At 69.3% G+C, this 13,350-nt stretch carries 12 protein-coding genes; 9 read left to right on the forward strand and 3 right to left on the reverse strand.

Annotation, left to right across the window (positions count from 1 at the left end; all coding sequences use genetic code 11):
• Positions 1–63 precede the first annotated feature (63 nt).
• The 5 genes from pyrH (at position 64) to C8E87_RS22090 (ending at position 4,783) form a co-directional block, all read left to right on the forward strand.
• Complete coding sequence (gene pyrH, locus C8E87_RS22070; protein ID WP_133874855.1) at positions 64–822, forward strand: UMP kinase; 759 nt, start codon at positions 64–66, stop codon at positions 820–822.
• Between the two features lie 45 nt (positions 823–867).
• On the forward strand, positions 868–1,425 hold the full coding sequence (gene frr, locus C8E87_RS22075) for a ribosome recycling factor (RefSeq protein WP_133874856.1): 558 nt from the start codon (positions 868–870) through the stop codon (positions 1,423–1,425).
• 152 nt (positions 1,426–1,577) lie between these two features.
• Positions 1,578–2,417, forward strand: coding sequence for a phosphatidate cytidylyltransferase (locus C8E87_RS22080; RefSeq protein ID WP_438866092.1), 840 nt, complete (start codon positions 1,578–1,580; stop codon positions 2,415–2,417).
• Between the two features lie 40 nt (positions 2,418–2,457).
• Positions 2,458–3,636, forward strand: a complete 1,179-nt coding sequence (gene rlmN, locus C8E87_RS22085) for a dual-specificity RNA methyltransferase RlmN (protein ID WP_133874858.1) — start codon at positions 2,458–2,460, stop codon at positions 3,634–3,636.
• A gap of 37 nt (positions 3,637–3,673) precedes the next feature.
• Positions 3,674–4,783 (forward strand): DivIVA domain-containing protein, encoded by a 1,110-nt coding sequence (locus C8E87_RS22090; RefSeq protein ID WP_133874859.1) that lies wholly within the window; start codon positions 3,674–3,676, stop codon positions 4,781–4,783.
• Positions 4,784–4,829: 46 nt separating this feature from the next.
• On the opposite strand, the gene C8E87_RS22095 is transcribed toward C8E87_RS22090, so the two are convergent.
• The gene (locus C8E87_RS22095; protein ID WP_133874860.1) at positions 4,830–5,063 is read right to left on the reverse strand and encodes a DUF2631 domain-containing protein; all 234 of its coding nucleotides are present in this window, start codon (positions 5,061–5,063) and stop codon (positions 4,830–4,832) included.
• Positions 5,064–5,207: 144 nt separating this feature from the next.
• On the opposite strand from C8E87_RS22095, the gene C8E87_RS22100 reads away from it, so the two are divergent.
• Complete coding sequence (locus tag C8E87_RS22100; RefSeq protein WP_133874861.1) at positions 5,208–6,782, forward strand: Rieske 2Fe-2S domain-containing protein; 1,575 nt, start codon at positions 5,208–5,210, stop codon at positions 6,780–6,782.
• A 336-nt stretch (positions 6,783–7,118) separates the two neighbouring features.
• Here the strand turns inward: C8E87_RS22100 and C8E87_RS22105 are convergent, their stop codons facing one another.
• Both C8E87_RS22105 and C8E87_RS22110 read right to left on the reverse strand, forming a co-directional pair.
• Entirely contained in the window at positions 7,119–8,726 is a 1,608-nt protein-coding gene (locus C8E87_RS22105) for a phytoene desaturase family protein (RefSeq protein WP_133874862.1), read from the reverse strand.
• A gap of 33 nt (positions 8,727–8,759) precedes the next feature.
• On the reverse strand, positions 8,760–9,593 hold the full coding sequence (locus C8E87_RS22110; protein ID WP_133874863.1) for a YhjD/YihY/BrkB family envelope integrity protein: 834 nt from the start codon (positions 9,591–9,593) through the stop codon (positions 8,760–8,762).
• A gap of 91 nt (positions 9,594–9,684) precedes the next feature.
• On the opposite strand from C8E87_RS22110, the gene dxr reads away from it, so the two are divergent.
• Genes dxr through ispG form a run of 3 tightly spaced genes read left to right on the forward strand, consistent with a single transcriptional unit; the run spans position 9,685 to position 13,339 of the window.
• Entirely contained in the window at positions 9,685–10,893 is a 1,209-nt protein-coding gene (gene dxr, locus C8E87_RS22115) for a 1-deoxy-D-xylulose-5-phosphate reductoisomerase (RefSeq protein ID WP_133876993.1), read from the forward strand.
• Positions 10,893–12,155, forward strand: coding sequence for a M50 family metallopeptidase (locus tag C8E87_RS22120; protein ID WP_133874864.1), 1,263 nt, complete (start codon positions 10,893–10,895; stop codon positions 12,153–12,155). Before dxr ends, C8E87_RS22120 begins: the two co-directional genes overlap by 1 nt.
• An 11-nt stretch (positions 12,156–12,166) precedes the next feature.
• Positions 12,167–13,339 (forward strand): flavodoxin-dependent (E)-4-hydroxy-3-methylbut-2-enyl-diphosphate synthase, encoded by a 1,173-nt coding sequence (gene ispG, locus C8E87_RS22125; protein ID WP_133874865.1) that lies wholly within the window; start codon positions 12,167–12,169, stop codon positions 13,337–13,339.
• Positions 13,340–13,350 lie beyond the last annotated feature (11 nt).

Raw genomic sequence — 13,350 nt, forward strand, 5'->3', positions numbered from 1 at the left:
TCTGCGTCCGGCCTCCTTCTCCCATAAGGTCTCTGCTGAGCGTTGGAAGGGAAGGCGGGTCTCATGACATTGGTGACCGAGCAGGCAGTTCCGGTTGGCAGTCCGAACCCGCCCGCGCGACCCCGCCGGGTCGTGCTCAAGCTGTCCGGTGAGGTGTTCGGCGGCGGCGCGGTCGGCGTCGACCCCGACATCGTGCAGGGCATCGCCCGGCAGATCGCGACCGTGATCCGCCGCGGCATCCAGGTCGCCGTGGTCGTCGGCGGCGGCAACTTCTTCCGCGGGGCCGAGCTGCAGAAACGCGGCATGGACCGCAACCGCGCCGACTACATGGGCATGCTGGGCACGGTCATGAACGGCCTGGCCCTGCAGGACTTCCTCGAGAAGGAAGGCGTCGAGACGCGGGTGCAGACCGCGATCACGATGGCCCAGGTCGCCGAGCCCTACATCCCGCTGCGCGCCATCCGGCACCTGGAAAAGGGCCGCTGCGTCATCTTCGGCGCCGGCGCCGGCATGCCGTACTTCTCCACCGACACCGTCACCGCCCAGCGCGCCCTCGAGATCCACGCGGACGTCGTGCTGATGAGCAAGAACGGTGTCGACGGCGTTTACACCGCCGACCCTCGCGTCGACCCCGACGCCAAGAAGCTCGACCGGCTCACTTTCCAGGACGTGATCCAGCAGGGCCTGCGGGTGGCCGACCAGGCGGCCTTCAGCCTCTGCGAGGAGAACGACCTGCCCATGCTCGTCTTCGGCGCCCAGGGCGACGACACGATCATCCGCGCCGTGAGCGGCGAAAAGATCGGCACCCTGATCACCGCCTGAGACCACCTGTCCCACCGAAGAAAGCAAGGGAGGCGAGAAGAGCCGGTGATCGACGAAACCCTCTTCGAGGCCGAAGAAAAGATGGAGAGCGCGGTCGAGCACGCCAAGGAGGAGTTCGCCGCGATTCGTACCGGGCGAGCCACTCCGGCCATGTTCTCCAAGATCGTTGTGGATTACTACGGCGCGCCCACGCCGGTGACGCAGATGGCTTCGGTCGGCGTCCCGGAGCCGCGCATGGTCATCGTGAAGCCGTACGACGCGTCGCAGCTCGGCGCGATCGAGCGGGCGATCCGTGACTCCGACCTCGGCGTCAACCCCAACAACGAGGGCACGCAGCTGCGCATCCACCTGCCGCAGATGACCGAGGAACGCCGTCGCGACATGATCAAGGTTGCGCGCAGCAAGGCGGAGGAGGGCCGGGTCGCGATCCGGAACGTCCGCCGCAAGGCCAAGGAGCAGCTCGACCGCCTGGTCAAGGACGGCGAGGCCGGCGAGGACGAGGGCCGTCGGGCCGAGAAGGAGCTCGAGGACACCACGCACAAGTACGTGGCGATCGTCGACGAGCTCGTGAAGCACAAGGAAGCCGAGTTGCTCGAGGTCTGATGTCGTACCTCGATCCGCGTGCCGGGCAGAGCGCCGGCGATGACAGGAGCGCCCCGGCGCCGTACGCCTATGGCGAACCGGCCTGGCACGCGGGCGAGGACGTCCCGACCGGACTGGTTCCTCTCGTCCCCACGACGGAAGAGAAGCCGCAAATGGGACGCAGGCGCGCGAAGGGCCGGGCCGGCCGCAACCTGCCCGCCGCTATCGGCGTCGGCGTCGGCCTGGTGCTGCTGGTGCTCGGCTCCCTGGTGATCTGGCCTGACGCCTTCCTCGGCGTCATCGTGCTGGCCTCCGCGGTCGGCGTCTACGAGATGGTCCGCGCCCTGCGGGCCACCGGCGCCGACGCCCCGCTGATCCCGCTGGTCGCCGGCTCGGTGCTGATGGTCGGCCTGGCCTGGCACGACGGCCCCGACGCGCTGCTGCTGGGTCTGCTGGTGACGATCGCGGCCTCGGTGATCTGGCGCATCGCCGACGGCCTGGCCGCGTTCCGCCGCGACTTCGTGCCCAGCGTCATGATCTCGATCTACGTGCCGTTCCTGCTCAGCTTCGGCGTCCTGCTCCAGCTCCCCGACGCAGCCGAGGACGGCCGCTGGCGGGTGCTCTGCACGCTCCTCGCCGTGGTGCTTTCCGACACAGGCGGGTACGCGGTCGGTGTCTTCTTCGGCAAGCACAAGATGGCCCCGTCGATCAGCCCCGGCAAGACCTGGGAGGGCTTCGCCGGTTCGGTCGTCTCGGCCGCCGTGGGCAGCGCCCTGCTTCTGCACTTCCTGCTCGAGATCCCCTGGTACTGGGGTGTCCTGTTCGGCGCGGTGATCGCGGTTGTGGCGGTGGCCGGCGACCTGGCCGAGTCCATGCTCAAGCGTGACCTCGGTCTCAAGGACATGAGCAACCTGCTGCCCGGCCACGGCGGCGTGATGGACCGGCTCGACTCGATCCTGTTCGCCGTCCCCCTGGCGTACCTGATGTTCGCTCTGATCGGGGCGAACACGTGACCGGCACGTACACAGGCAAGCGTGCGAGACTGGTTGCGCCATGACGATTCTTCCGGTCATCCCGACCAGCCTCGATCAGCCCGACGCGGTGGCCACCAAGCGCCGTCCGTCGATGCCTCCGCGTCACCTCGCCGACCTCGACCTCGCGGCCCGCCAGGCGGCCGTCACCGGCCTCGGCGAGCCCGCTTTCCGGGCCAAGCAGATCTCCACCCACTACTTCGGCCGCCTCGTACGCGACGTCGACGCGATGACGGATCTGCCCGCCGCGTCCCGCGCCCGGCTCACCGGCGACCTGCTGCCCACGCTGCTCACCCCCGTACGGGAATTGGCCTGTGACGACGGCGCGACCCGCAAGACGCTGTGGCGGCTGCACGACGGCTCGCTGGTGGAAAGCGTCCTGATGGGCTACCCCGACCGGGTGACGGCGTGCATCTCGAGCCAGGCCGGGTGCGGTATGGCCTGCCCGTTCTGCGCCACCGGCCAGCAGGGCCTGACCCGCAACCTCTCGATCGCCGAGATCGTCGACCAGGTGGTCTACCTGGCCGGCGTGGCCGCCTCGGGCGCGGTCACCGGTTCACCGCCGCGGCTGTCGCGCGTCGTCTTCATGGGCATGGGCGAGCCACTGGCCAATTACCCTCGGGTGATAGAGGCTGTGCGCAGGCTCACTGCCCCGGCGCCCGAGGGTCTCGGGCTCTCGCAACGGCACATCACCGTCTCCACCGTGGGTCTCGTGCCCGCTATCCGCCGTTTGACGGGCGAAGACCTCAATGTGACCCTTGCGCTGTCCCTGCATGCCCCCGATGATGATCTGCGCGATGAGCTAGTGCCTGTCAATCAACGCTGGAAGGTGGCCGAGGTGCTCGATGCCGCGTTCGACTACGCGGCACAGACTTCACGCCGGATCTCGATCGAGTATGCCCTGATCAGGGACGTCAACGATCAGCCTTGGCGTGCCGACCTCCTCGGCAAGCTTCTGCGCGGCAAGCTGGCGCATGTGAATCTGATCCCGCTGAACCCAACGCCGGGCAGCAAGTGGGATGCGAGTCCGAAACCGGTCGAGCGCGAGTTCGTCCGCCGGCTGCGTGAGGCCGGAGTAGCGACGACGGTCCGCGACACCCGGGGCCGGGAGATCGACGGCGCCTGTGGCCAGCTGGCCGCGGGCGAGCTCACGGAGGCGAGCGCTGGGGGCGCCGCCGCCGACGCGGAGGTGGCACAGTGACTGGGCTCAGGTCCCAGCGAGCGGAGTGGGAGACGTTGTGACGAGTCAGGGGCAACGTTTCCGGCGGCGGGCTCTGCGCCGCGGCTACAAGGTGGACGAGGTCGACGCCTTCCTCGACCGGGTCGAGGCCACTCTGGCCGGCGAGCAGGTCGGTCCGCCCGTTGGTGCGCAAGAGGTGCACGACGTGGTCTTCCGTGTGCGTTTCGGCGGTTACGACGAGTGGCAGGTCGACCTGCACCTCGACCGGGTCGAGCGCCAACTGGCCGAACTTGAGGACCGTGGCGGCCGGGGCGTGCCCCCGCCCGACCCGATGCGGGACTCCCTGCGGGGCGGGCTTTCCGCGGCCAAGCCCGGCCTGGGCGCGGCCATGAGCGGCGGCGGTGGCGGCATGGGCGGTCAGGGCATGGGTGGCCGGATGGCCCCGCCGACCGAGCGCCTGCCCGCGCCGCCGGTGCGCGACGACCGTTTCGGGCAGCAGCCGCCCCAGCGGGGTCAGATGCCGCCGGACCCGTACGGGCGTTATGACGAGCCGACCGGCTACGGCCAGCCGCAGCAGCCCCAGTTGCCGCAGCGGCCCGCCGGGCCCCCGCCGGGATACGACCGGGACCCGCGTGAGGCTCGCGACCCGCGTGGCTACGACCGCGGTGGCTACGACACGGGCGGATTCGAGCAGCCGACCGGTGGTTTCGACGGGTTCGAGGCGGGCCGGCACGGCAAGGCCGACATGACCGCCGAGATCCGCATGCCGCAGCGCGAGCAGCAGGACCCGCGCGGTGGCTACGGCGGCCCGCCGATGAGCGGCCCGCCGATGGGCAACGCCCCGATGAGCGGCCCGCCGATGGGTTACGGCGAGCCGCAGCAGCCCCAGCTGCCCCCGCCGATGGGTGAGCCGGGTGGTGAGCTCTACCGGGTCGACCAGCTGCGGCGCACGTTCCAGCCCCGGCGCTTCGGCAGCGGTTACGACCCGAGCCAGGTCGACCGGCTGTTCGAGGGCATCCTGCAGGCGATGACCGGGCGCGGGCCGATGCCCGTACCGGAAAACGATCTTGACATGCTGCAGTTCGGCCTGGTGCCCGGTGGTTATTTCGAAGCCGAGGTCGACGCCGCGTTGCGCGAGGTCAAAGACATCCTGACCAGGCGTCGCTAGACGACAAAAGGGGCCCGGACGGGCCCCTTTTTCGTGCGCCGGGTTCCTACTGGTCTTCGGGCTTGAGGCCGTTGCGCCGCAGCACAGCGTCGACGATCACCGCTGCGACGAGACCGAGGGCGAAGATGATGAGCCAGACGTTCTCGGTGTTGCCCTCGTGGTTGCCCCAGAAGAACAGCAGAATGACCACTGCCGAGATGAGCGCCGCGCGTCGCGCGCGCTTCCGGTTGCCCGGCTTGAGCTGGTCGGGGGCATAGACCGGTTCCTGATCGGCAGCCACGCCTGGTCCTTCCTCGAGGGTCGATCGCGTTCGGGTTCAGTCTCGCACGACGGCTCCGCGCGCGGCCCACCAACCCGGACCCGGTACCTTCGATGCCGTCGGGTTTCTCCGACGGCGTCAGTTCTGGACGAGGGAGTACAAACGGTGCGGATCACGGGCACTGGGCACGCGAGCATGCGGATCGACACGGCCGCCGGCAGCATTCTGTGCGATCCGTGGGTCAACCCCGCCTATTTCGCCTCATGGTTCCCGTTCCCCGACAACTCCCAGCTCGACTGGGAGACGCTGGGCGACGTCGACTACCTCTACGTGTCGCACCTGCACCGCGACCACTTCGACGCCGAGCACCTCAAGCGCTTCATCAGCAAGAAGGCGACGGTGCTGCTGCCGGAGTACCCGACCAGCCAGCTCGAGGACGAGCTGCGTGACCTGGGCTTCACCAGCTTCCTCAAGACGAAGTCGGACGAGGTTCACGAGCTCGACGGCGGCCTCAAGATCATGATCCAGGCGCTGATCAGCCCCACCGACGGCCCGATCGGCGACTCGTCGCTGTGGGTCGAGCACGACGGCGTACGGGTCCTCAATCAGAACGACGCCCGTCCGACCGACCTGACCCGGTTCAACGAGCTGGGCCACGTGCACGCCCACATGCTGCAGTTCTCCGGCGCGATCTGGTACCCGATGGTCTACGAACTGCCCGACGGCGCCAAGACGGCGTTCGGCAAGCAGAAGCGCGACCGCCAGTTCGACCGCACCTGGCGCTACATCGACGACCTCAAGGCCGACCACGTCTTCCCGATCGCCGGCCCGCCGTGCTTCCTCGACGACACGCTCTGGCAGTTCAACGACATCTTCGGTGACGAAGGCAACATCTTCCCCGACCAGTCGGTCTTCCTCTCCGAGTACGCCAAGGTCGGCGGCACCAACGGCATCGTCCTGCTGCCCGGCTCCGTGACCTCCCTGGCCGCGTCCGGCGAGGCCGAGACCACCCACCCCGTCCCGGTCGACGAGTTCTTCGCCGACAAGCAGGCCCACCTGGAAGAGATGCGGGAGCGTAAGGCCCCGATCATCGCCGCCGAGAAGGCGTCCTGGCGGCACCCCGAGATCGACGTGCTCGGCGCCCTCAAGAAGCGCATCGAGCCCCTGCTCGAAGAGTCGATCTACATGGCCCAGGGTGTCGGCGGCCCCGTCCGCTTCGACCTGACCGACTCGTTCGGCCCCGACGGCAACGTCATCGAGTCGATCGTGGTCGACTTCCCGGGCAAGCAGGTCCGCCCCTATGCCGACGAAAAGGTGCGCTACCGCTTCAAGACGGGCCGCGCCCTGATCGAACACCTCATCCACATCGACGAGGGCGACTGGGTCAACTCGCTGTTCCTGTCGTGCCGCTTCTCGGCCGCCCGGATCGGACAGTACAACGAATACGTGTACGCGTTCTTCAAGTGCCTCTCCGAGGAGCGTCTGCAGTACGCCGAGGGCTGGTACGACGAGCACGAGAAGGCCGTGGAGGCCGAGGACACGGTGCTGGGGGACTGGACAGTGCAGCGCCGCTGCCCGCACCTCAAGGCCGACCTGAGCCGCTTCGGCATGGTGGACGGCAACGTGCTGACGTGCCAGCTGCACGGCTGGAAGTTCGACCTCCCCAGCGGGCGGTGCCTCACGAGCGTCGGCCACAAGATCCGAGCCGAGAAGACCGAAGCCGCACAGCAGACGTCGTAACCTGGGTCACTCCAACTGCGAGATCAAACTCAAGGGCAGATGTCGTAGCAGGTGGTGGGATGCCGTCGCTCCTGCAAACCAAGATCAAAGGGCAGATGTCGTAGCGGGGTGGTGGGTGCAGACCGTCGCTCCCGCCGAGGGCCCGGGCGGGCTTCGCTGGCCGCTGGCGCGTCCAGAACGCGAAACCCACCCGGGCGACCTGCGTGAGTGGTTGCGCCCAAAACCCCAACCCCGCTCGACACGGTGACCGCCCGACGGCAACGCCCGCCGTTCCACTGACTCGGTCCAGCCCCGCTGCCCGAGGCGGGCGGTTTGGCGTTGCTATGGGTGTGCGTGTCAGCGCGGGATGTTCAGGTCCTTGAGGATTCGGGTGGCGGCGTTGTGGCCGGCGGCGCCGATGACGCTGCCTGCGGGGTGGGCGCCGGCTGAGCCCGCGTACAGGCCGTCGAGGCCCGTGAAGTAGGGCATGCGCTCGTCGAAGGCGACCGTGTTGTCGACGTGGTGGATGTGGCCGCCGGTGATGCCGAAGTGCTCTTCGATGCCGGGTGGGGTCAGCGGCATCATGTCGACGATCAGGTCCCGGGTGCCGGGCGCGTACCGTTCGCAGATGTCGAGCAGCCTGTCCACGTACGCGGGAAGCTCTTGATCCCACGTGGAACCGGCCGGCGCATAGGGCACCGACTGCACGAACAGCGCCGAGGAGTGGTGCCCCTCGGCGTCCTGCAGGGACGGGTCGACGGTGGTGTGCAGATACCACTCGATGGTGGGCTCGTCCGGCAGCCGGCCCGCCTGCACGTCGGCCCACATGGCGCGCAGGGTGGCCATGGGCGACTCGGCGCCGGTCAGGTCGGCCGAGCCGGGCAGCAGGTGGATGGTCGCGCCGAACGGTGACGGTGAGCCGGGCGGGAGGCAGGTGAACTCGGGCAGGCCGCGCAGGGCCAGGTTGAGCTTGAGTGTGCTGCCGGGGCGCTTGACGGCGGCCAGCCGCTCGGTCAGCTCGGCCGGCAGGGCGCCCGCCGGCACCAGATCGATAAGCCTGTACGGGTCGCAGGAGCCGAGCACGACACGGGCGCTGATCGTGTGGCCGTCGGCGAGCACAACCCCGCTGGCGGCGCCGCCGTCGACCGTCACTGCCTGTACGGGCGTACGGGTGAAGATCTGGGCGCCGGCGGCTCGGGCGGCGTCGGCGAACGTGCGAGTGACCGTGCCCATGCCACCCTCGGCGATCATCCACGTGCCGTCGGAGCCGGGCAGGCGGCACATGTTGTGCACGAGGAAGTTGTGGCCGGTGCCGGGGTCGTCGGGGCCCGCGTTGAGGCCGGAGAGCCCGTCGGTCACCGCGTACATGCTCACCAGCAGTTCGCTCTTGAAGCCGAAGCGGGCCAGGTAGTCGGCGACCGAGCCGCGGACCAGGTCGATGAAGGTGCTCTGCAGCTGGGGGCGGATGTAACGGTCGGCGATCTGTTCGACGCTTCCGGGTTCCTCGAGCCAGGCGGGCGCCAGGTCGGCCCGGAGCGCGGCGATCTCAACCGCCAGCTGCTCGTCGGCGGCGGCGTCGCGCGGTGAGAAGAAGCGTTCGAGCTGCTCACGGGTCGACGCGTGGTCGCGGCCGAACAGCAGGTGGGGCGAGCCGGCCGGCCCGGGCGTGGGCAGGAAGTAGTGCGGGTCGCGGCGCAGCACCGGGATGTCCACGTCGAGTGTGCGCAGCAGCTCGGGCGGCATCAGGCCCAGAAGGTACGACCCGGTGGAGTGGCCCAGGCCGGGCGCCTTGGGGAACGGGCGCTCGGTGCGGGCGGCGCCGCCGATCACGTCGGTGGCCTCGAGAACGACGACGTCGAGGCCGGCGCGGGCGAGCAGGATCGCGGAGACGAGGCCGTTGTGACCGGCGCCGATGATCACTACGTCGGACCGGGTGGGTAGTCCGGTGGCGGGGTGAGTGCTCATGACGGACGAGCGTAGCGCCTGACAATGTCAGGCTCATGAGTCGCGTCGGTCCTGGTACGCGCTGGCGCTGCGGGTCGCGGCGTACCCGGCGAGCACGATCACGTGGAACAGGTAGAGCCACAGGCCGACGGCCACCGTGCCGCCGATCTCGTCGAAGCCGCCGAACGGGGCGCCGAGGTCGAGCGGCAACGAGCAGAAGAGTACGAAACCGTGCAGGAAGCCGGACAGGTTGGCGGCGGTGAACGATCCGACGAGCACGGTCGAGAGCCAGCGCGGACGGCCCGGCGCCACGTACCGGTAGACCCAGATCACCACCGGGGTGAGCACCAGCCAGGCAGCGAGGAAGGACAGCACGACACCGAGGAAGGCGTACCATCCGCCGCGCAGCCAGAGGCCGCTGGTCGAGGGCAGCGCGAGGAACATCGCCAGCAGCAGCGCGGGCGCCGCCGCCAGCAGCGGGAGCCAGAGCAGACGGCCCCGCCAGCCGACGAGCGGCTCACCGCCCGGCCCGGGGTTGCGCAGCGACACGAACGCGCGGCGCAGGCCCTCGCCGTACAGGGTGGCCGGAAGCAGGCTGGCCAGCGCGAACACGGGTGTCAGGTGCAGTCCGGCGTCGATCAGCGCGCTCAGGGCCTGCGGCGCGCCGATCTGGTCGGGCAGCGCGGCGATGGTGCGGCCGGTGAGCCGGCGCACCCGGTCGGCGCCCGCGATCCACCCGGTGATCCAGATGGCGAGCAACGCGATCGGCACGACCGCGATGCCGGCGTAGAACGTGACCGCCGCCGCGTGCAGGGCGAGATCGCGTCCGCGCAGCGGCCGGAACGGTGTCGCCAGCACGCGCGTCGCCCGCCGGACCCGCCCCGTCATGGAGATCGTCATACCCAGTTGTCCACAGGCTGACGCGGCTGTCCACAGCACTTGAAGGCTGAGCGCCGGCGGGGTGCGGGCATCCGGGAAGATAAGCGGCATGCGCGATCTCGTACTGCTCGGCTCGACCGGGTCCATCGGCACCCAGGCCATCGACATCGTGCGCCGTAACCCGGATCGGTTCCGGGTGGTGGCGCTCGGCGCGGGCGGTGGGAACGTCGAGCTGCTGGCCGCGCAGGCCCTCGAGCTGGGCGTCGAGGCGGTGGGGGTGGCGCGGGCCTCGGTCGTACAGGATCTGCAGCTCGCCTTTTACGCGGAGGCGCAGCGCCGTGGCTGGGCGACCGGTGACTTCAAGCTGCCCAAGATCGTGGCCGGACCCGACGCGATGACGGAGCTGGCCCGCCGGCCGTGCGACGTGGTGCTCAACGGCGTGGTCGGCAGCCTCGGCCTCGCCCCCACGCTGGCCGCCCTCGAGTCGGGGCGCATCCTCGCCCTGGCCAACAAGGAGTCGCTGGTTGCCGGCGGCCCGCTGGTGCGGCGTATGGCCAAGGAAGGGCAGATCGTCCCGGTCGACTCCGAGCACTCGGCGCTGGCCCAGTGCCTGCGCGGCGGCACGGCGGCCGAGGTGCGCCGGCTCGTGCTGACGGCGAGCGGGGGAGCGTTCCGCGATCGCCGGCGCGACGAGCTGACGAACGTCACACCCGACGAGGCGCTCAAGCACCCGACGTGGGACATGGGCCCGGTCGTCACGATCAACTCGGCCACGATGGTGAACAAGGCGCTCGAGGTGATCGAGGCGCACGAGTTGTTCCAGGTGCCCTACGACGACATCGAGGTGATGGTGCACCCGCAGTCGGTGATCCACTCGATGGTCGAGTTCACCGACGGGTCGACGTTGACGCAGGCCAGCCCACCCGACATGCGCCTGCCGATCGCGCTGGCGCTGGCCTGGCCCGAACGGGTTCCCGGCGCCGCCGCGGGTGTCGACTGGCGTGAGGCGCACAACTGGGAGCTGCGCCCGCTCGACGAGGAGGCCTTTCCCGCCGTACGGCTGGCCAAGCAGGCCGGACGTGAGGGGCGTTGCCGTCCGGCCATTTACAACGCCGCCAACGAGGAGTGTGTGGCCGCGTTCGTTGCCGGTCGGCTACCTTTTCTGGGCATCGTCGACACGTTGGAACGCGTCCTCGCGGCGGCTCCCGGATTTGCCGAGCCGAGTACCGTCGAGGAGGTGCTGGCGGCCGAGTCCTGGGCGCGCACCCAGGCACAGCGGATGATCGCTACTGCGGCAGAAGGAGCTTGATGCTGTACTGGCTGGGGGTGGCTGCCTTCGCGCTGGCCATCCTGATCTCTGTGAGCCTGCATGAGCTCGGCCACATGCTGACCGCCAAGGGCTTCGGCATGAAGGTGTCGCGCTATTTCGTCGGCTTCGGTCCCACCATTTTCTCGGTCCAGCGCGGCGAGACGGAGTACGGGCTCAAGGCGATCCCGCTCGGCGGCTTCTGCAAGATCGTCGGGATGACGCCGCAGGACGACGACGTCGCCCCGGAGGATCAGCCCCGCGCGATGTGGCGGTTCCCGGTGTGGAAGCGCACGGTCGTCATGTCGGCCGGCTCCATCACGCACTTCATGCTGGCCGCGGTCGCCGCGTACTTCGCCGCCATCTCGCTCGGCCTGCCCAACACGGACTACCCGCGGACGGACACCGACACCCTGGCGCAGAAGCCGGTCATCACGATCGCCGAGTGCACCTGGATCAACCTGCCGGCCACCCAGCAGGAGTGCGTGCCCGGTCAGAACGGCGCGATCGCGGGCCCGGCGTACGCGGCCGGCCTGCGTGACGGCGATCTGATCACCCGCGTCGGGGACACCCCGATCACCACGTACGGGCAGCTCACCGAGGCGATCCGGGCACTGCCCGCAGGCCCCGTGCCGGTCGAGTACCAGCGTGCCGGCGCCACCGCCACGGCGAACGTCGACCTGGTGGCGGCCCAGCGCGCCCCGATCTCCGATTCGGAGGGCGCCGCCACCACGGTCTCGGTGGCCGGTGTCGGCTGGGACCAGCGCAGCGTGCCCACCATGATCGAGTACGGCGCCGGCGACGCGTTCGGGGCGACCGCCGACTACGGCTGGTTCCTGTTCAAGAACACGTTCGAGGCCATGAAGCGGATCCCCGACAAGATCCCCGCCCTCTGGAACTCGATCACCGGCTCGGAGCGCGACCCCGAGACCCCGATCAGCGTGGTCGGCGCCAGCCGGCTCGGTGGCGAGGCCGTCGAGAACGGCGTGCCCGAGCTCTTCCTCAACATCTTCATCTCGCTCAACGTCTTCATCGGCATCTTCAACCTGCTGCCGCTGCTGCCGTTGGACGGCGGTCACATCGCGATCGCCTGGTACGAACGCGTCCGTTCGTGGCTCTACGCTCGATTCCGTAAGCCCGACCCCGGCCGTGTCGACTACTACAAACTGATGCCTGTCACCTATGCAGTCATCCTCATCGGCGGTGCGTTCACCCTGCTGACTGTCACCGCCGACATCATCAACCCGATCACGATCTTCAAATAGGTGATGCGAAAGTGACCGCAGTCAGTCTCGGTATGCCGGCCGTTCCCCCGCCGCCGCTGGCCCCACGCCGGCACAGCCGTCAGATCATGGTGGGCAACGTGCCGGTTGGTGGCGGCGCCCCGGTCAGCGTGCAGTCGATGACGACCACGCTGACCGCCGACGTCAACAAGACGCTGCAGCAGATCGCCGAGCTGACCGCGTCCGGTTGTCAGATCGTCCGGGTCGCCGTGCCGTCCCAGGACGACGTGGAGGCGCTGCCCGCGATCGCCAAGAAGTCGCAGATCCCGGTGATCGCCGACATCCACTTCCAGCCGAAGTACGTGTTCGCGGCGATCGACGCCGGCTGCGCGGCCGTCCGGGTCAACCCGGGCAACATCCGCCAGTTCGACGACAAGGTCAAGGAGATCGCGAAGGCGGCCTCCGACGCGGGCGTGCCGATCCGCATCGGGGTCAACGCGGGCTCGCTCGACAAGCGGCTGCTGCAGAAGTACGGCAAGGCCACCGCCGAGGCGCTGGTCGAGTCGGCGCTGTGGGAGTGCTCGCTGTTCGAGGAGCACGGCTTCCGCGACATCAAGATCTCGGTCAAGCACAACGACCCGGTCGTCATGATCCGTGCCTACCGCCAGCTCGCCGAGCAGTGCGACTATCCGCTGCACCTCGGCGTGACCGAGGCCGGGCCGGCGTTCCAGGGCACGATCAAGAGCTCGGTCGCGTTCGGCGCGCTGCTGGCCGAGGGCATCGGCGACACGATCCGGGTGTCGCTGTCGGCCCCGCCGGTCGAAGAGATCAAGGTCGGCCAGCAGATCCTTGAGTCGCTCGGCCTGCGCGAACGGGGTCTCGAGATCGTGTCGTGCCCGTCCTGCGGCCGCGCCCAGGTCGACGTTTACACGCTGGCCGAGCAGGTCACGGCCGGGCTCGAGGGACTGCCGGTGCCGCTGCGGGTGGCCGTGATGGGCTGCGTCGTCAACGGTCCGGGCGAGGCGCGCGAGGCCGACCTGGGTGTGGCGTCGGGCAACGGCAAGGGCCAGATCTTCGTCAAGGGCCAGGTCATCAAGACGGTGCCCGAGTCGATCATCGTCGAGACCCTGATCGAGGAGGCCCTGCGCCTGGCCGACGAGATGGGCGCCGACCTCCCCGACGAGCTGCGTGAGCTGCTTCCGGGGCCGCAGGTCACGGTGCACTGACAGCCAGGGGG

The organism is Paractinoplanes brasiliensis, from assembly GCF_004362215.1.
Classification (GTDB): domain Bacteria; phylum Actinomycetota; class Actinomycetes; order Mycobacteriales; family Micromonosporaceae; genus Actinoplanes; species Actinoplanes brasiliensis.

Excerpts from the sequence above, each read along its gene's own strand:
- C8E87_RS22105 (WP_133874862.1), bottom strand. The coding sequence starts at position 8,726 with ATGAGCACTCACCCCGCCACCGGACTACCCACCCGGTCCGACGTAGTG.
- C8E87_RS22120 (WP_133874864.1), top strand. The coding sequence starts at position 10,893 with ATGCTGTACTGGCTGGGGGTGGCTGCCTTCGCGCTGGCCATCCTGATC.
- rlmN (WP_133874858.1), top strand. The coding sequence starts at position 2,458 with ATGACGATTCTTCCGGTCATCCCGACCAGCCTCGATCAGCCCGACGCG.
- pyrH (WP_133874855.1), top strand. The coding sequence starts at position 64 with ATGACATTGGTGACCGAGCAGGCAGTTCCGGTTGGCAGTCCGAACCCG.
- C8E87_RS22080 (WP_438866092.1), top strand. The coding sequence starts at position 1,578 with ATGGGACGCAGGCGCGCGAAGGGCCGGGCCGGCCGCAACCTGCCCGCC.
- C8E87_RS22110 (WP_133874863.1), bottom strand. The coding sequence starts at position 9,593 with ATGACGGGGCGGGTCCGGCGGGCGACGCGCGTGCTGGCGACACCGTTC.